Origin of the sequence: Streptomyces spiralis, assembly GCF_014654675.1 — a bacterium.
Lineage (GTDB): Bacteria > Actinomycetota > Actinomycetes > Streptomycetales > Streptomycetaceae > Streptomyces > Streptomyces spiralis.
Genome location: NZ_BNBC01000017.1, coordinates 159,503 through 177,115, shown reverse-complemented (window position 1 = coordinate 177,115; position 17,613 = coordinate 159,503). Strand labels below are relative to the sequence as shown.

Below are 17,613 nucleotides of genomic sequence, written 5' to 3'. Positions count from 1 at the left end.
ACACCGAACCCAGAAGGCCCTCACCTGTTCAAGCACCCAGCACGCGTGTCACCAACGTCCCGGGACAACACACCTAGACACTGCCCAGGGCTGATCATCAGGAACCGGTCGTTGGTCGACGGCGGCCACCGCCGCACGGGGCCGTATAAACCTCAGCCGCCGACAGTCAGCCACGACGGCGGATGCGCCGATCGGCCAGGCGCGCGTATGTCTCGCTGCACCCCCACCGGCCTCAGCCACCGTGCGGTGCCGTCGACGGGAGCAAGCTGCGCCGGCCGGACCGCGGGGAACGAAAGGAGTTGATCACCGCGCCTCCGCGCATCGTCCAGAGTTCAGAACCGACGCTCCTCATTGCTGCATAAGCATCAAAATGCGCCGGGAGCGCAATGCTTGTTTGCTTCCTTCCCCGAAAGTATCGACATAAATATGCAACGCCTCGCTGAAGAGTTTCTTTGCCTCTGCATGGTTACCTGTCATGTATTTTAGATGCCCAAGGTTGCGCAGACTGTCTGCTGTTACAGGGTGATCGGTGCCCAACTTACTACACCGGATATGAAGTGCTTCCTCAATGGCACCTCCGGCCTCCTCATACTCGCCTTGAACGCGAAGCACGACCCCCAATTCATGTAGGCTATGCGCCGTTACAGGGTGATCGGTGCCCAACTTTCTACGCCGGATATGAAGTGCTTCCTCAATGGAAGCCCTGGCCTTCTCACAGTCGCCCTGAGCGCGATGCAGCACACCTAGGTCATTCAGGCTAATCGCGGTGTCAATGCTGTCCGCGCCCGATACTTTGATTCGAATCTCTAGCGCGCGACGGACATATGCTACTGCTGGCTCAACTTCTCCGCCTGCGGCAATCGCCATTCCAATGTCATTGAGGGTATGAGCTGTGTCTAGATGCCATTCTCCAAGCCTCGCCCGCCGAATTTCCAATGCCCGCTCGAAGTTTTTCTCAGCCTCGGTACAGCGGCCTACCGTGAGAAGCACCATTCCGATGTCATTGAGGGTATGAGCTGTGTCTGGATGCCATTTTCCAAGCTTCGTCCGGCGAATCGTCAACGCCCGCTCGAAATATTCGATAGCGGCGGAGTAGTCACCGGCGAAATAGGTCGCGTAGGCGATTTCATGGAGGCAGTAAGCTGTATCAAGATGAGACTCCCCGTAATTTCGGACACACTCATCAAGCCGTTGCCTAAGCGAATCGCACAAGCTGGTGATATCTTGACTAAAATATTCTCTTTCAAACGCCTCGTGCGTTGAACTTGACACCTCTACTCTTCTTCCTTGCGCCCTTACTTAGACTTACGTGCAGTCACCTACGTCACCGCGTCTCTGCCCGAATGGACAGGCTCTGCGGCGCAATGAGGAAGCCAGCCTCATATGTAGGCGCAGCTGACGCAACGTACGACTCGACCTGCTCCTGGTACGTATGCCGAAAGGTGCCACAACGATTTTCATAGTTGGACGAGGTCAATGCGTAGTGCGCGCAGCCACCCATGCAGACTGGTAGAGCTACACAGGTACGACATTCTTCATTGCTGAAAGGGTCATATTTCAGCCAGCGCTGCATTCGACCGTTCGGGTTTGTGTAATCGCGAATATTCCCAATCTCCTCCATGCGGTTTCCGACGGAATTCCAGCACTTATACAACTCCCCCTTGCTTCCGACTACCAATTCGTTCGCCCGGACGGCTGTGCACGGCGCTCCCGTCGGCTTCGGCAAAGCAGGAGATGTGAAACCGTAGGATTCTGCAATCCTGAAGAAGTCTCGCTCCGCAAGGGCGAACTCCTTGTTTACGAAACATTTCCCCTCGTAGGTGACAGACGGAGCCGCAGTGCTCGTGTCATCACCCACGATTTGGCCCGGATACACGTGAAGTTTGCCCGATAGTCCTTCGTCGGCCAGGAGTCGCATCAGCTCTTCGGTGTACCTGAAATTATCTTTGTCTACGTTGACTCGTACACTGACATCAAAGAACGACACTGCATGATGCAGATTTTCCACGATTTTGGAGAACGTCCCTTTTCCACCCGCCAGGGGGCGAAGCTTGTTGTGCACCTTAGGTGGTCCGTCGAGGCCGACCTGCACCGACGTCACCCGACTGTCAGCAAGTTGTGAGCACGTCGTCTCATCGAGCAGGTAGCCATTGGTTAGCATGTTTGCGCTATAGCGCACGCCACCGCCGTCGCACGCTTTGATGAACTCGTCCGAAAGATCCAAGAGGGCTTTCTTTCCGACGAGCGGTTCACCGCCGAACCATGTAACGTGGAAGTTCTGCAGATTCTCCAGTTGGTCTGTAAGTACCTGTAGTACCAAGTCCCGAACATCTGCATCCATGATGGAGGGATGCTTCGCTTCGAAGCAGTAAGGGCAGTCGAAATTGCAGCCGAGGCTGGTCACGATGGTCAGTCCCAGCCTCGATTTAGCCCCTCGGCTCGCTTGGTAGCGACGTTCGAGAAAAGCTACTTCGTCAGCCCATTCAGGAATGATCATTCGGCCGAGAGCGAGACGTTCAAGGATGTCGGTTGATACTTGCGGTTCGTCATCGGTAGCTGAGCATCGTTGAATCTCCTCATAAGCGTCGTGAGGCAGTTGGACGACGGCACCACTGACCCCGTTGTAGATAACAATGTTTTCGTTGCGGACCATCGAGACGTTGAACTTCGAAAGCTTCACGGTTGTTCTCCTATCCGGTCACGAGCCCTAAGAGAGGTACAGGGAATCTGAGACTCGTTTGGCCGACCCGTGCCATTCAGCATGGGTCGGCCAACCGTGCAGATGTTCTGCGAGTAGATGTGCGGAAACGAGGTGCGTGGTTCACTCAGGTAGACGTCCCCGTCTGAGTGATAATCACTCTAGGCTGTAGTTCCCGCAACTGACGAAGTTCTGACATCCCGCCGTCTCCACCTCGACGTCAGCGGCCTGCAGTTCTTCCATCAGACGGTTCACAGCGTCACGCGCACGGCTCGGGAGGTTGTCGTTGGAGATGTGGATTTTCACGCGCGGCTTCTCGCGCTCCTTTTCGAGTGCCATGCCAGCTCCCTAGTAGGTCTTGGCGAATGATCGATGGGCTCTAGTGTTCGCCCGCCGTTTCAACGTATGCGGTTCTCGTGTTAGCCTCAAACAGGAGTACGCCATTTGGTCGGATATCAGAACACGAGAGTGTGGTTTTTTGTACTCCGATTTGAGTCCGGTCTCAGAGGTCGGTGGAGCGGCTTTGAGCGGGAGCTGCTTTGGCGCGAGTGATCATGGCCCCGTAAGCTTCCGGCGCGTCGGGCAGTCTGTGGACCTGCCCACTAAAGCACGACGTGGGGGCTATCATCTTCGAGGCTCGCGCCAAAGTGGCTGCCTAATCCCTTGCTAAGGGCGTTCCGATAGAGCGGTTGGTCCTCGGGATGTTCGAGTGCCGGATCGTGACATCTTGTGGCTGCCGGGCGGGCAACGCCTCGCTTTAGACAGTGCGCGCGGTCCCGGTGCTCGTCGTGGTGGCGGCTTATGGGCGCCTGGCGGACGCCTTGGATCCACCCGGCCGGCAGGCCCCTTCGCAGAGCGGCAGCGTCCGGTGCCTTCACGGCCGCCACCACGATGAAGAATTTGACGGTCGTGGCCATTGAGCGGACGTCTCGTTGGGACCAGACCTTCGAGGGCTCTTCGAAGAGGGGTGCTGCTCGGCACTTTCGACCGTCAACACTCGCCGCTTGATCACCCGTTGGTGTTGGTGGTGTGAGCCTGCCGCATGGTGACCTCTCGATACGCCCGAGCCGTCTGAGCTCCCGCGCAGACCGGGGCCCGTGGGGTGCGCTGGTGCCACGAACGGCTTGTGAGGTGTCGACCCAACCCTCGTGGTCGAGGTCTGGGATTAGGTCGCTCGCGTGGCCCGCATGCGCTCGTGACCAGCGTAAATACCTGCACATCGGGAGGGAACTGCCTTGATCTATTGCTGAATCGACAGGGCAGAGAAGACGCACGACGTCGCTCTGGTAGACGACACCGGCCAGTTACTCGCCAAACGCCATATCACCGACGACGCAGCCGGCTACCAGCTGCTGCTGGAACTGCTCGCCGAGCACGGCGACACCGAAGAGAACCCGATCCCGGTGGCAATCGAAACCACCCGCGGCCTCCTGGTCGCCGTCCTGCGGACGGGCAAGCGCAAGGTCTACGCGATCAACCCAATGGCGGCCGCCCCTACCGCGACCGACACAGCGTCTCGCGCAAGAAGTCCGACCCCGGCGACGCCCTCGTCCTGGCAAACATCCTGCGCACAGACATGCATGCCCACAGGCCACTCCCCGACGACTCCGACCTCGGCCGCGCGATCGCCGTCCTGGCCCGCGCCCAGCAGGACGCTCTGTGGAACCGGCAGCAGATCGCCAACCAGCTCCGGTCTCTGCTGCGCGAGTACTACCCGGCTGCCTTGGACGCCTTCGCCACCTGGGCCGACGGCCTGTGCCGCCCCGAGGCCCGCGAGCTCCTCAAGGCCGGACCGACCCCGCTGCTGGCCGCGCGGTTGACGCGCACCCAGCTCCAAGCCGCCCTCAAGCGGGCCGGCCGCAAGCGCGGCATCACGGCGGAAGCCGAGCGCCTCCGTGACGTCTTCCGCGCCGCCTGGGCCCACCAGCCGCCCCTCGTCGAGGACGCCCTCGGCAAGCAGATGCTCGCCCTGCTCATCCAATTGGAAGCCGCCTGCACCGCCGCCGCCGATCTCGCCGAGGCGGTGAAAGAGGCGTTCCCTCAGCACCCGGACGCCGAGATCCTGCTGAGCTTCCCGGGCTCGGCATCCAGCTCACCGCCCGGATCCTGGCTGAGATCGGGGACGACCACACCCGCTTCGCCGACGCCCGGGGCCTGAAGGCGTACGCGGGCTCCTCGCCCGTCACCACAGCCTCCGGCAAGAAGTCATCCATCACCCGCCGCTGGGTGAAGAACGACCGCCTCAACCACGCCGGCTACCTCTGGGCCTTCGCCTCACTGCGGGCATCAGCCGGGGCCAACGCCCACTACCGACGACGCCGCGAGCACGGCGACTGGCACTCGGCCGCTCAGAGGAACCTCTTCAACCGCATGATCGGACAGCTCTATCACTGCCTCCAGCACTGCAAGCTGTTCGACGAGAACACGGCGTTCCCCACCGAAGTCGCCTCCGCCGCTTGACGCGTTGGGATCGTGAGGTGTCTAAAGCCGTGGAGCCGACCGCCCCAGCCACGACGCATCTCTTCTCTGACTTAAGCGGCTACGGCACCCCACAGCGCAAAGCTCGCCGCGAGTGCGCGAAGTGCGTCAGCAACCTCGGCCAGTAGCCAAGATCATCTCGTGGCCGCTTTTGGGCTCACCTCGGCGATACCCCCAGTTGTCCAGATGCTCCGCGCCACCGATGTGGACGAGCAGCGGGTTGGATGGCGTCGATGCCGTCCTCGATGGGCAGTAGGAGGCCCTGTACCCGGCCGCCCTCGATCTTCGGGAGAATGGGTCGCACATTCAGCACGCTAGGGGTGCCCTGTCCTGCAGGCGCGGCGTGCTGCCGAACGGGTGGACGAGCGGATCCCTCCCTGTGGTGGCAGCCTGAGGGAGGCGGCGAGACGCGACAGCACCGAGGCCTACCAGGCGGCAGGACAAGGGTTATGGGGCAGCCCGAAGCGGACACGATCGGCAGGAACCTGCGGCCCGTCCTGGCGCCGGCCCGAGGTCTGCCCTCCGATTCGGCCCGGGACCTTGCCTCCGGCCTGCGGGAGGAACCGCGCCACCGCACCGCCAGGGGCATCCGCTGGCAGATGGACGCCGACGGCGCCCCTGGCGGCGAACGAGCAGGTCGACGTGTCCGACGTGGCCGAAACGTCGGCACCCGCCTGGAGGACGGCGACTGAGACATGAGCGCCTTCTTCACCGACCTGCCGAGCCGGGCGGAGCACAACCCGGTCCGCACCGAGGCCGACCCTGGGCGCAGGGTCGCACTCCGGGCGCACCGTGCCGGAGGACGTGAGTGCACTGGAGGTGTGTGATGAGTGCTGACCGCTCCCACGAGAGCCGTGATGGCCACGTACTGGTCCTCGATGCTGGCTCTTCGAGCCTTCACATCGCTCTGTTCCCGGCGGACGGTGAACGGGTAGCGGATCGAGACGCCTCGGAGCCCCCGGGGCCTGCTGCGGTGGCGGAACTGCGGAACTTCCTCAGCGAGGTGCCCGCTCCTGCGGCGGTTGGTCATCGCATCGTCCACAGTGGTCCGCACCTGACTGGACATACGCTGATCGACGCACGCGTACGGGCTGTGCTGGCGGACGTCGCCGATCTCGCGCCGTTGCACGTGACCCCTGCCTTGCATGTGGTCGATGCCGCACGAGAACTCCTGCCCGACGTTCCTCATATCGCCTGCTTCGACACTGTCTTCCACAAGGATTTGCCGGCACAGGCGCGCACGTACGCCGTGCCGGAGCGATGGCGAGCCGAATACGAGCTGCGCCGGTACGGCTTCCACGGGCTTTCCTACTCGTGGGCACTGCAGAGGACGGCGCAGGCCCTGGGCCGACCCGTCGACAACCTCCAGGTCGTGCTCGTACACCTGGGTGGCGGCTGCTCGGCCTGCGCCGTCCGGAACGGATGCAGCGTGGACACCACCATGGGCCTCACTCCGCTGGAAGGCCTGGTGATGAGTCGGCGCAGCGGCAGCCTAGACCCCGGCGCGCTGCTGTGGCTGCAGCGGCGGCACGGTCTGAGCACGGACGAATTGGATGACACACTCCACTGGCATTCCGGTCTGCTCGGCCTCTCCGGTACCTCGGGAGACACCCGGGACCTGGTGCGCGCCCGCGCGGAGGGTGATGCCGCGGCCGCGTTGGCGCTGGCGACGTTCACACTGAGCTGCCGCCGGGGCATCGCCTCGATGGCCGCCTCACTGGACCGGCTGGACGCCCTGGTCTTCACCGGGGAGATCGGCGAAGACCAACCCGAGGTACGCGAGGAGATCTGCTCGGCCCTGACTGTTCTCGGTGTACGAGGCGGGCTGCTCGTCCCCGAACTGGAAGATCTGATGCGGGAAGGCCACCGACGCATCGATCAGGCGGTGAGAGGTGTCCCGGTCCTCGTGGTCGCAACCGGCGAGACGCAGCAGATCGCCGTCGAGACCCGACGGGTGCTCGGCGGCACGTGACTGGTCAAGGCATGTGCCGGCACATCCACACTTACCTGGCCCGCGCAAAGAACCGGCCTCCTGGACCTGGACAGCACGGAGGAGCGGCGACGTCTGGTCCTGTACGCCGCCCCGTCTGGGTCACGGGGCTCCCCGCAGACCAGACGGCTAAGCTCGAACGTGAACGAAGCCGAGCCATCCCGTCTTGAGCTGCTGCAGTTCGCGCGCCGGGTGGTCGTGCAGCAGGCGGCGGCTGCCCTAGAGCAGATCGACCGGTGGATCGCGACGGAGCAGCGGCGGGAGGCCGAGCGCCGCCGCGGTGCGGAGATGCGGCCGCCTGCGCCCGAGTGGCTGCTCGAGGTGGGCCTGAACAAGAACAACCTGGTGGCCGTGCATACGGGCGACTGCTGGGGCGTGGGAAAGCGGGCATGGCCGGTGACGCGGGCGGAGGCTCTACGTCGAGGACCAGGCCGTCGGGCAGGGCGGTGGCCGCGCGGACGAGATCGGGGAATCGGGTCTGGATGAGACTGCCTCGGCGGGACTGCAGCAGCACGGGCCCTGGGGCGGGGCAGGGGGTGAACAGGATCGCTCTTAACCCGTCCTTCTCCAGATTTGCCGTGTCTCATGAGACACGGCCCCGCCCGCGAGTCTCGCGACCAGACGGCGGCGCCCGCTTCCGGCCGCCGAGGCTGACTCATCTCCACAACCGCATAGCGTGAAGGATGTAACTCAGCGTGATCGTGCGCAGATTGACGTCCGCCATAGCGGTTCCCAAGCTGTAGAAGGGGCTGGTGGAAGGGGCCGTGGTCGTGAGCGGTAAGCAGAGTGGACTTCCCTGGCTGCTGACCGCAGCGGAGAGAGCGGCGCCGGTGGACGCCGTCGACGTCGTTGCCGAGGACCTGCGGCGGCGTTTCGAGGCCACGAAGATCTCCTTTCTCATCGTGGACCTGACGGGGAAGGCGGTGGCGCGGCTGTCCACGGCCATCGGCGCGGAGGATGGGCGGGAAGCGGAGCGGATCCCCATGGTCGGCAGCGTCTACGAGCAGGTGATTCGTACGCAGCGGCTGTATCAGGAGACGACCGGTCAGGGACAGCGGGTGATCGTGCCGGTCACCAACCGGGGGGACGCCATCGGACTACTGGAACTGCTCCTGCCCGCCGACCCCGGCGACGACGTCCTTGACGCGGTCGAGGAAGCCGCCCACATCCTGGCCTACGTCGTGATCGCCAACGGGCGCTTCACCGACCTCTACACCTGGGGCAAACGCTCAACGCCCCCCACGTTGGCGGCTGAAATCCAGTACCAGCTGCTTCCCCCCTCACTGTCGTGCGAGGCCGCACAGTTCACTCTGTGCGGGCACTTGGAGCCCTCCGAAGATCTCAGCGGCGACACCTTCGACTACTCGCTGGACCGCGACATCCTGCACGTGTCGGTGACTGACCCCATGGGCCACGACATCGATGCCGCCCTGGCCGCCACGGTGCTGGTGGGCGCCCTGCGCGGCGCCCGTCGCGCAGGAGCCGACCTGGCCGAGCAGGCTCACCGGGCCGACCAGGCCCTGGCCGGCCACGGTCGCGGTCACGCCACCGGGCAACTGCTGCGCATCAACCTCCACACCGGTCGTGCTCAGCTCGTCAATGCCGGCCATCCCTGGCCACTGCGCATGCGTGAGGGGGCCGCGGAGACGATCACCTGCGAGGCGGACCTGCCCTTCGGGCTGCCTGTGCCCGTGCCCCATCCCTACCGTGTCCAGGACATCGACCTACGCCCCGGTGACCGTCTGCTCATGCTCACCGACGGCATGCTCGAACGTCACGGGGAGAAAGTGGACCTGCTAGCCCTGCTGGAGCGCACCCGGGACCTGCACCCGCGGGAGACAGCGCTAACGCTGACGTCTGCAGTCCGCGACGCCGCCCGGGGCCGGCTCGAAGACGATGCCACGGTGATGTGCCTGGACTGGTACGGCCCTGAGCGGACCCAGCGGCACGTCAGCTCTGGCGCGGACACTCACCAGGCATCAGCCGGACAGTAGGCGCAACAAGGGCGGGCACCCCCTTGGACGGCGATAAGCTCTCGCATCTGGCCTTGCCCCTGGCTTTTGCCCAACTGCTGCGGCTCTAAAGACCTGGCCGAATGAGACATCCCGAGGTGTCCGGAGAACCGTCCCATTTCGGCTGGAACACCGGGTCGCCGGGCAGTGCGCTGGGCGGCGGCAGGCTGTCGCGGGCCTGCGCCAACATCGGCTCTATCGGTGGGCGGAGGACCATCCCGCTCCCCCGGACGGTCAGCTGGGGTGGGCGGCGGCCTTCAGTTTCCAGCCGCTGCCGCTGCACCCCTCGTGCATCGGCGGGAAGCGGTGCCCTTTGACGTCCGTGCTCCACTGGTGCTGTCCGCAGTCGCACTCGTAGATGCCCGAGTCGGGGACGATCTCGCCGGGGTGGTAGATCCGTTCGCTGTCCTTGCTCATACGTCTGGTCTAAGGGCACGGCTGACGGTCCGCGACCCGGGGCGGGTTATCCACAGCCTCCCGCGCGGTCGGCCGCCGGGCCGTACGGTGCTGCTCTGTTGATCACGACCGCCAGTGGGCCAGGGATTCCGATCAGGTGCTCCCAGACGACGTTGCGATCCTCGGTCGCCCCGGGCGGCGACCGCCAGCGCCGGCGTACAGGCCGACGTGAGAGATGTCCTTGTAGTTGCGATCCCCGGTCGCCCCGGAGGGGGACCGCCAGTAGGTCTCGGACTCCAGGGTGCGCGTGCCGGTCACGTTGCGATTCTCGGTCGCCCCGGAGGGCGACCGCCAGCCACGGCACCGACCACGATCCACACCACTGCACCAGGTTGCGATCCTCGGTCACCCCGAAGGGCGACCGCCAGAGGGCGAGGGTCATGACCCCCGTCATCCAGCGCAGGTTGCGATCCTCGGTCGCCCCGGAGGGGGACCGCCAGCCGGTACATGGTGGCGTCTGACACTACTTGAAAATGTTGCGATCCTCGGTCCCCCGGACGGGGACCGCCAGTCGACGAGGCCTTCGGCGATGAGGTCGGCGGCTTGGTTGCGATCCTCGGTCCCCCGCAGCGGGACTGCCAGGCTGCTTGAGCAGTGGAAACAGCGTATCGCTCGCTGCTGTGTGGGCGAGCAGCGAGCGACAGAGCCGTTGAATACGGACATTCGGCTTCGGTGCGACCCGCGTGTCGTGTGTCCACTTGAGGTTCCGAGGCAAGGCGCTCCCGGAACGAGCCACGGAGTCTGGAGCCTACTGGTTCGGCACACTGGCCGGCTGATGTCAGATAGGGCGGCTACGGTCTTGGCCACGGTGTGGTGTGGAGGGCGCCGCCCGGCGTGGAGGGGGAGGGAGTGGCAACTATGGGGGGTGCGTTGTATGCGCACAGCATGAGTGGGGTTTCGGGGGTGCGGCACGCGCTGGAGGATCATTTACGTGGCTCGGCTGCGCTGGCGCGGCGCTTCGGGGAGGTGTTCGGGGCCGGGGAGTTGGCGGAGTATCTGGCCCTGGTACACGACGTGGGCAAGGGGGCGTGCGCCTGGCAGGACAAGCTCAAGGCTGTCGAGGCGCGGGGTGGCAAAGGCAGAGTGGGGATCCCGCACAAGCACGCCGGCACGGTCCTGGCAGAGCGGTACACCCAACTGGCTTGTGCGGCTGTGGTCTTCGGCCACCACGGAGGCCTCCCGGATCTGGAATGCCTCCGCGACGAGTTGCACAAGACCCGCCGCGGGGGCTCAGAGGCCGCGCGAGTCGAGGAAGCGATCCAGGCTGTGGAGCGGATCGTCCCGGAGATTCATCGCCCGTCGAAGATCCATCTGCCCAGCTGGCTGCTCGATCTACCCAAGCTGGACCAGCGTCTGGGGTTCGATCTCCTGCTACGGATGTTGTTCTCCTGCGTCGTAGACGCCGACTACCTCGACACGTCGGCCCATTTCGAGGGCACGACCGTCCGGGTGAGGGAGCCAACGGTCATGGCGGCCCTGGTGGAACGCTTCGAGGCCCGGAGAAGCCAGTACCTGGTGGGGCGTGACCCTTCTCCGATCGATGCGGTGCGACAGTCCGTATATAAGCAGGCGTGCGCGGCGGCGGCGGAAGAGCCCGGTGTGTATGTGTTGCAGGTCCCGACCGGTGGGGCGAAGACCATGGCTGCGGGCGGCTTCGCGCTCCGGCACGCGGCGGAGCACGGCAAGCGGCGCGTCATCGTGGCCGTTCCCTTCATCTCGATCACCGAGCAGAACGCTGCCGTGTACCGGGACCTACTCGATCCGGAGGTCGGAAGCGGCGAGCCGGCTGTTGTACTGGAGCACCACAGTGCGGTCGACCTTGAGCCGGAGGGTGCCGTGCTCGGCTCACTGACCGAGGAACAACGTGCAGACCTGCGGCAGCGGGCTCGGACGGCGAAACTGGCGGCGGAGAACTGGGACGCGCCCTTCGTAGTGACCACGACGGTCCGGCTCTTCGAGTCCTTGTTCTCGCACCGGCCGTCGCAGATGCGGCGTCTCCACAACCTGGCCGGCTCGGTCGTCGTACTCGACGAGGTCCAGGCGTTGCCGGACCGTCTTCTCGCCCCGATCCTCAGTGGGCTGCGTGGCCTGGTCGATCACTTCGGGGTGACGGTGCTGCTGGCGTCGGCGACCCAGCCGTCCTTCTGGGAGCTCTCAGCTTGGAAGGGGCTGGAGCGTAGGGCGATCGTCGACAGTCCGGCGGCGCTGTTCGACAGGTTGCGGCGAGTGACGTACGAATGGCGGACCAGTCAGGACGTCACGTTGGAGAGCATCGCGCGCGAGGCGGCAACGTATCCGCAGGTGCTGACGGTGGTCGGGACGACGCGGGACGCGGCACGTTTTCACCGGCATTTGGAGGCCGAGTCCGCCGAGGGCCAGGTGCTGCACCTGTCGACGCGTATGACCGGCGCCCACCGCAGGGTGGTGATCGCTGAGATCCGTGAGCTGCTCCGCAGGGGCGATCCGGTCCAGGTGGTGTCCACGAGCCTGATCGAGGCAGGTGTCGATGTGGACTTCCCGCGGGTGTATCGGGCTTGGGCGCCGCCGGAGTCGTTGCAGCAGGCAGCAGGTCGCTGCAACCGCGATGGGCGACTGAGCGGACTCGGCATCGTGGTTGTCTTCGAGCCTGCCGACGGCGGCAGCCCCCGCAGCGCTGAATACAAGGCCGCGGTGCAAGCCGGGGAGCAGTTCTTTGGACCCGGCCTTGCCCAGCCGGACGATCTCGGAGCCCTGCACCGCTACTACCAGCGGCGCTACGCGTACCAGCAGGGTGGGGACGCCGATTTGGGACTGGGCTCCGAGATCCAGGACCTGCGGCGTGCCCTCGACTTCCCGAAGGTGGACCGTGCCTTCGAGATGATCGACAACGAGTACAGCGTCCCGGTCGTGGTCGTTCGCGACGAGAGCGATCGAGAACAGATCGAGTCAGCGGTCGCACAGCTGACGGATCCTTTCCGGCCATGCGGCCCGGAGGTCCTGCGCGGCCTCCAGCAACACACAGCTTCTCTTCCGAAACAGGAGGCCGAGGCCGCGCTGCGGTCCGGGCTGGCGGTTCCGGTGACCGGCGACCTGCTGCTCTGGCTCGGCGCCTATCACGACAGGCGCGGGCTCGACCCTGACGAGACGGAGAGCCCTGACGCGTACGGCGTCGTGTGAAAACCCTCCCCGACGGCGGCTCTGCTCACCGGTGATCGGGCAGGGACTGGCGGAAAAAGCCGCTGGTGAGGCACCACTGTCAGTGGGGGTGCATATCCTGCGATGTCATTACGACTCCTTCACGAATGAGGGTGTCTGGTGAGGGACTTGGGGGTTCTTCTATGGCCGTTCAGACGGCTTCGGCCTCGGTTGACCGCCGGGGCAACGGGGGGTGGGCCTTCCCCGATCTGGTGGTGGAGGTGTCCGGGCCGCTGGCCTGCTTCACCCGGCCCGAGCTGAAGGTGGAGCGGGTCTCGTATCCGGTGATGACGCCGTCCGCCGCGGTGGGCGTACTGGAGTCGATCTTCTGGAAGCCGGAGATGGCGTATGTCATCACGGGGATCGAGGTGCTCAAGCCGATCGAATGGACGTCAGTCCGCCGCAACGAGGTGAAGTCCGTGGTCAGCGCCGCGGAGGTCGCGGCGCTCCGCAAGGACCCGACGCGTCGCTACGACGTCGAGAGCGACCGTGATCAGCGCAACAGCATGCTGCTGCGCGACGTGCACTACCGGATCCGCGCGCAGATCCTCCGTGCCCCGCACGCGCGCGAGGTACCAGAACAGAAGTACCGCGACCAGCTGCGCCGGCGCGTCGACAAGGGCGCCTGCTTCTCCCAGCCCTACCTCGGCTGCCGGGAGTTCAGCGCGGCCTTTGGTCCGAGGACGGACGCCCAGCCGATCAGCCGTGACGAGGACTTGGGCGTCATGCTGCACTCCATCGCCTATCCCGCCTCCGGCGGGGAGCAGTACCACTGGTTCCACGCGCAGCTCCACCAGGGCGTGATGTCGGTGCCGCTTGCTCCGCTGGGCGCGGGTGCCGTCGCGATGCCGACCTCGTCCGGGTGGCGTGCGGATGCCGCGTCCGGCGGGGGACGGTGAGCGGGGATGCTCCTGCACCGTTTGACCGAGTACGCCGCCCGAGCCGAGGCGGACAACGCATTGCCGCCCCCGTACTACCGGCCCAAGCGAATCCAGTGGGTTCTGCAGCTGACCGAGGACGGAATGGCAGCGACCCTCGTGGACCGTCGTGCGGCAAAGGGCGAGAAGCCGATGGAGTCGCCCGCCCCGTACGCCTACCGGTCCGGGACGATGCCGCCTCCATGCCTGATGGTGGACACGGCTCAGTACGTCCTCGCCCTGCCGAAGCAGGCCCCGGGCAAGCCTGTCACCGAGCGCGCCGTCGAGGAAGGCCGACGCCGGCAGGGTGCGTACGCGGATCTGCTGCTGGCGTGGGCCGACACGGCGCCCGGTGACCCGTATGCCGAGGCGGTGCGGACGTTCGTCACCACGGGCGTCCTGCAGGGTCTCCAGGCTCCGGAGGGGATGACGGCCGGCGACAACATCGCCCTGATGATCGACAACACGTGGCTCCACCGGCTGCCCAGCGTCCAGGACGCGTGGGCGGCCATCGTGCGGTCCCGCAAGTCCGGCAAGGGGGCCACCGGCCTGTGTCTGGTGTGCGGCAAGGACGGCGAGCTGCTCGGCACGATTCCCGAGAGCATCAAGTCGGGCGCCATCCCCACCGGTGGCCGGGGCCGCGACGCCCAGCTCGTCAGCATCAATGCCTCGGCGCACGGGCGGGGCGGGGCCCTACAACTGGTCAACACCCCGGTCTGCGAAGGGTGCGGCAGCCGCGCCATGGCCGCGCTGAATCTGCTGCTGGCCAGCGAGACGAACCGCCGACGCGCCGCCGACTCGGTCACCGTGTGGTGGACGCAGGAGCCGATCGACGACCTCTTCGCAGCCCTGGACGCCGCCACCGACGCCGCGGTGGCCCGGCTTCTGGACTCCCTGCACGAGCACCCCGACCCGGCCACCGCCGAACGGATCGACCCCGCCGGCTACTACTCGCTCACCCTGGGACTCAACAACGCCCGGGCCGTAGTCCTGAACTGGCTGGACATCCCCGTCGGGCGGCTCCGTAACCACCTCGGCGCCTGGTTCGAGCACCACCGCGTCTACGACGGCTGGGAGCAGCGCTACCGCTACCTCCCGCTCTGGCGTCTCGCCCTCGCCGCGGGCCGCTGGGACGACAAGGCGAACAAGTACGTCTCCGGCAGCGCGCCGAAGGGCCTGGAGCAGGAGCTCCTTCGCGCCGCCCTGACCCGTGGACCGGTTCCCGCCCGCCTCCTGCCCCACCTGCTGCAGCGCATCCGGGCGGACCGACGCATCGACCACCCGCGCATCGCCCTGCTGCGCCTCGCGCTCCACCCGAACCGGAAGGACCACCAGGTGACCGCCCCCGCCGACCGCCTCGACACCGCCCAACTCGACCCCGGTTACCTGTGCGGACGGGCCTTCGCCGTGCTCGAGGCCATCCAGTACGCGGCGCTGCCGGACGTGAAAGCCACGATCGGCGACAAGTTCTTCGGCACCGCCATGACCGCACCCGCCGCCGTCCTGAAGTCCCTGCGCCTGGGGGCCAACGCCCACCTCAAGCGGCTGCGCCGCGACAACCGGCCCGCCCACGAGGCGCTCACCAGGAGGCTGGCCGAGGCGTTCGCCCGCTTCGACCCCGAGCAGGGTGTTCCTGTCCTCCTCACCACCAAGCAGCAGGCCCTGTTCGTCCTCGGCTACGAGCAGCAGCGCGCGGCAGACTTCGCCGCCAGGGCCGCACGCAAGAAGAACAAGGACGAGGACAAAGCGTCGGTTAAGAGCGCCGAGGGCGCCGCTCCCGAGGCCGAGTAACCGGCCGGCGGCGGAGCCCAGCACTCCGCGCTCTTTCAATGCCGTTCCCTGGCCGGCCCCGCAGCACGGAGGCCGCAGCCGGAAGATTCCCATTCGTACCACTCTGGAGACACAGGCCCATGACCAGCCCGCACCTCGACCCTAACCGCAAGATGGACTTCGTCTTCCTCCTCGAGGCCCGTGACAGCAACCCCAACGGCGACCCCGACGCCGGCGGCATGCCCCGCACCGACCCCGTGTCCGGGCAGGGCTTGATCACCGACGTCGCCCTCAAGCGGAAGATCCGCAACACGGTCGCTCTCCTCAACCAGGAGGAGAAGAAGCCCGGTTACGACATCTACGTCGAATCCGGCGTCGCGCTCAACAGCCAGCACGAGCGCGCCTACGCGGCCGACGCCCTCGGCCCGGACGCCAGCCAGCTCGACGCGCAGCAGTGGATGTGCCGGGCCTTCTTCGACGTCCGCATGTTCGGCGCCGTCATGACCACCGGGCAGAAGAACCGCCAGGCCGGGCGGGTCCGTGGACCGGTCCAGCTCACCTTCTCCCGCTCCGTGGACCCGATCACCCCGCTCGAGTTCGGCATCACCCGCGTCACCCCCACCAAGCCGGAGGACCTCGCCAAGAAGGACACAGAGATGGGATCCAAGCACATCGTCCCCTACGGCCTCTACCGCGGCGAGGGCCACTTCAGCGCCCCACTCGCCGCCAGCACCGGGGTCACCAGTGACGACCTCGCCATCTTCTGGCGGGCCTTCACCCTCATGTTCGACCACGACCGTGCCGCTGCTCGCGGCGAGCTCAACCTCCGCGGACTGTACGTCTTCGTCCACGATGACAAGTTCGGCAACGCCCCGGCCCGCCAGCTGCTCGACCGCGTCACCGTCAAGGGACCGGGCGACGCCACCGCCCGCTCGTTCAGCGACTACCAGGTGGACGTCCATGACGCCGACCTGCCCAAGGGCGTCACCCTGACCACCTTGATCGGATGACCATCACACTTCCACAAGGCGGAGAGGGAGACCTACCTCAGATCTCCCTCTCCGCCCTGGAGCACTACGCCTACTGCCCAGGCGAGTGGCAGTCGCCTTCCGGGACGGCCGAGGATCACAACTGTGGCGTCACCCCGCTCGAGGCCGCAGGGCTGTCATGTGGCGGTCGCCCTCCGGGGCGGCCGAGGATCGCAACCCCGGGCAGCGCGTCGGTATCTACACCAGCGCGGACGTGGCGGTCGCCCTCCGGGGCGGCCGAGGATCGCAACTCCGGTGACGGTGTGTACGGCGACCCGACGGATACCGCGTGGCGGTCGCCCTCCGGCGCGGCCGAGGATCGCAACGACGCGCACGGGCCCCGCGGCGCGGCGGCCTGGTGGTGGCGGTCGCCCTCCGGGGCGGCCGAGGATCGCAACGCCGGGAACCCGGTCATCAACCAGATCGGCGTCAGAGTGGCGGTTGCCCTCCGGGGCGGCCAAGGATCGCAACGGCTACGAAGTCACGCACCTGAAGAACGGCAGCGTGTGGCGGTCGCCCTCCGGGGCGGCCGAGGATCGCAACCTCCAGCCCTTGTCGCAGACGTAGACCCGCTGAGGCAGTGGCGGTTGCCCTCCGGGGCGGCCGAGGATCGCAACCACCTGCACCTGCACCTGGTGCCCCGCGCCGAGGACTGCGGTCGCCCTCCGGGGCGTCCTAGGATCGCGACTCCTGAGCGGCGTTGAACGCCTTCATGGTCGGGTGTGGCGGTCGCCCTCCGGCGCGGCCGAGGATCGCAACCTCGGCGACTACGAGGCCCGGGAGCGGCTGGCCCGGCAGTGGCGGTCGCCCTCCGGGGCGGCCGAGGATCGCAACACCGCGCTGCAGGGCGCGTCAATCCCCGCGTCCACGTGGCGGTCGCTCCGGGGTGGCCGAGGATCGCAACTCGTTGGACCACTCGACGTACCGAGCGACCTGCTTCTGAGTGGCGGTCGCCCTCCGCGGTGGCCGAGGATCGCAACGCTGAGATGGCGGCGTACAACCCGGAGAAGACCTTGTGGCGGTCGCCTTCCGGGGCGGCCAAGGATCGCAACACCATGTACGCCCACAAGAAAGCCACCCAGCCGCGCGT

General features: G+C 66.2%; 11 protein-coding genes and 1 pseudogene. 8 read left to right on the top strand and 4 right to left on the bottom strand.

Annotated features, from left to right (window positions below):
- Positions 1 to 348 precede the first annotated feature (348 nt).
- From IE318_RS19560 to IE318_RS19550, 3 genes are all read right to left on the bottom strand, one after another.
- Positions 349 to 1,272 (bottom strand): tetratricopeptide repeat protein, encoded by a 924-nt coding sequence (locus tag IE318_RS19560; RefSeq protein WP_189902071.1) that lies wholly within the window; start codon positions 1,270 to 1,272, stop codon positions 349 to 351.
- 52 nt (positions 1,273 to 1,324) lie between these two features.
- Positions 1,325 to 2,680 carry a radical SAM/SPASM domain-containing protein gene (locus IE318_RS19555; RefSeq protein ID WP_189902069.1) on the bottom strand — a complete coding sequence of 452 codons (1,356 nt, stop codon included), beginning with the start codon at positions 2,678 to 2,680 and terminating at the stop codon, positions 1,325 to 1,327.
- A 174-nt stretch (positions 2,681 to 2,854) separates the two neighbouring features.
- Positions 2,855 to 3,037, bottom strand: coding sequence for a hypothetical protein (locus IE318_RS19550; protein ID WP_189902067.1), 183 nt, complete (start codon positions 3,035 to 3,037; stop codon positions 2,855 to 2,857).
- A gap of 911 nt (positions 3,038 to 3,948) precedes the next feature.
- On the opposite strand from IE318_RS19550, the pseudogene IE318_RS19545 reads away from it, so the two are divergent.
- From IE318_RS19545 to IE318_RS19535, 4 genes and pseudogenes are all read left to right on the top strand, one after another.
- Positions 3,949 to 5,158 (top strand): annotated as a pseudogene (locus IE318_RS19545) (IS110 family RNA-guided transposase).
- A 991-nt stretch (positions 5,159 to 6,149) separates the two neighbouring features.
- Positions 6,150 to 7,148, top strand: a complete 999-nt coding sequence (locus IE318_RS19540) for an acetate/propionate family kinase (RefSeq protein ID WP_229903607.1) — start codon at positions 6,150 to 6,152, stop codon at positions 7,146 to 7,148.
- A gap of 306 nt (positions 7,149 to 7,454) precedes the next feature.
- Complete coding sequence (locus IE318_RS45005; protein WP_229903611.1) at positions 7,455 to 7,652, top strand: DUF6233 domain-containing protein; 198 nt, start codon at positions 7,455 to 7,457, stop codon at positions 7,650 to 7,652.
- A gap of 344 nt (positions 7,653 to 7,996) precedes the next feature.
- Positions 7,997 to 9,160, top strand: coding sequence for a SpoIIE family protein phosphatase (locus IE318_RS19535; RefSeq protein ID WP_189902104.1), 1,164 nt, complete (start codon positions 7,997 to 7,999; stop codon positions 9,158 to 9,160).
- 252 nt (positions 9,161 to 9,412) lie between these two features.
- On the opposite strand, the gene IE318_RS19530 is transcribed toward IE318_RS19535, so the two are convergent.
- Positions 9,413 to 9,595, bottom strand: coding sequence for a hypothetical protein (locus IE318_RS19530; protein WP_189902063.1), 183 nt, complete (start codon positions 9,593 to 9,595; stop codon positions 9,413 to 9,415).
- 897 nt (positions 9,596 to 10,492) lie between these two features.
- Here IE318_RS19530 and IE318_RS19525 point away from each other — a divergent pair.
- The 4 genes from IE318_RS19525 to cas7c all read left to right on the top strand — a co-directional run bounded on the left by IE318_RS19525 (position 10,493) and on the right by cas7c (position 16,505).
- Positions 10,493 to 12,790, top strand: coding sequence for a CRISPR-associated endonuclease Cas3'' (locus IE318_RS19525; protein WP_189902061.1), 2,298 nt, complete (start codon positions 10,493 to 10,495; stop codon positions 12,788 to 12,790).
- A gap of 161 nt (positions 12,791 to 12,951) precedes the next feature.
- Positions 12,952 to 13,707 carry a type I-C CRISPR-associated protein Cas5c gene (gene cas5c, locus IE318_RS19520; RefSeq protein ID WP_189902059.1) on the top strand — a complete coding sequence of 252 codons (756 nt, stop codon included), beginning with the start codon at positions 12,952 to 12,954 and terminating at the stop codon, positions 13,705 to 13,707.
- Positions 13,708 to 13,713: 6 nt separating this feature from the next.
- Complete coding sequence (cas8c, locus tag IE318_RS19515) at positions 13,714 to 15,516, top strand: type I-C CRISPR-associated protein Cas8c/Csd1 (RefSeq protein WP_189902058.1); 1,803 nt, start codon at positions 13,714 to 13,716, stop codon at positions 15,514 to 15,516.
- Positions 15,517 to 15,635: 119 nt separating this feature from the next.
- Complete coding sequence (cas7c, locus tag IE318_RS19510; protein WP_189902057.1) at positions 15,636 to 16,505, top strand: type I-C CRISPR-associated protein Cas7/Csd2; 870 nt, start codon at positions 15,636 to 15,638, stop codon at positions 16,503 to 16,505.
- Positions 16,506 to 17,613: the final 1,108 nt, after the last annotated feature.

Bases quoted from the DNA above. Each gene is read 5' to 3' on its own strand.
- cas8c (WP_189902058.1), top strand. From the start codon at position 13,714: ATGCTCCTGCACCGTTTGACCGAGTACGCCGCCCGAGCCGAGGCGGAC.
- IE318_RS19550 (WP_189902067.1), bottom strand. From the start codon at position 3,037: ATGGCACTCGAAAAGGAGCGCGAGAAGCCGCGCGTGAAAATCCACATC.
- IE318_RS45005 (WP_229903611.1), top strand. From the start codon at position 7,455: ATGCGGCCGCCTGCGCCCGAGTGGCTGCTCGAGGTGGGCCTGAACAAG.
- cas5c (WP_189902059.1), top strand. From the start codon at position 12,952: ATGGCCGTTCAGACGGCTTCGGCCTCGGTTGACCGCCGGGGCAACGGG.
- IE318_RS19530 (WP_189902063.1), bottom strand. From the start codon at position 9,595: ATGAGCAAGGACAGCGAACGGATCTACCACCCCGGCGAGATCGTCCCC.
- cas7c (WP_189902057.1), top strand. From the start codon at position 15,636: ATGACCAGCCCGCACCTCGACCCTAACCGCAAGATGGACTTCGTCTTC.
- IE318_RS19525 (WP_189902061.1), top strand. From the start codon at position 10,493: ATGGGGGGTGCGTTGTATGCGCACAGCATGAGTGGGGTTTCGGGGGTG.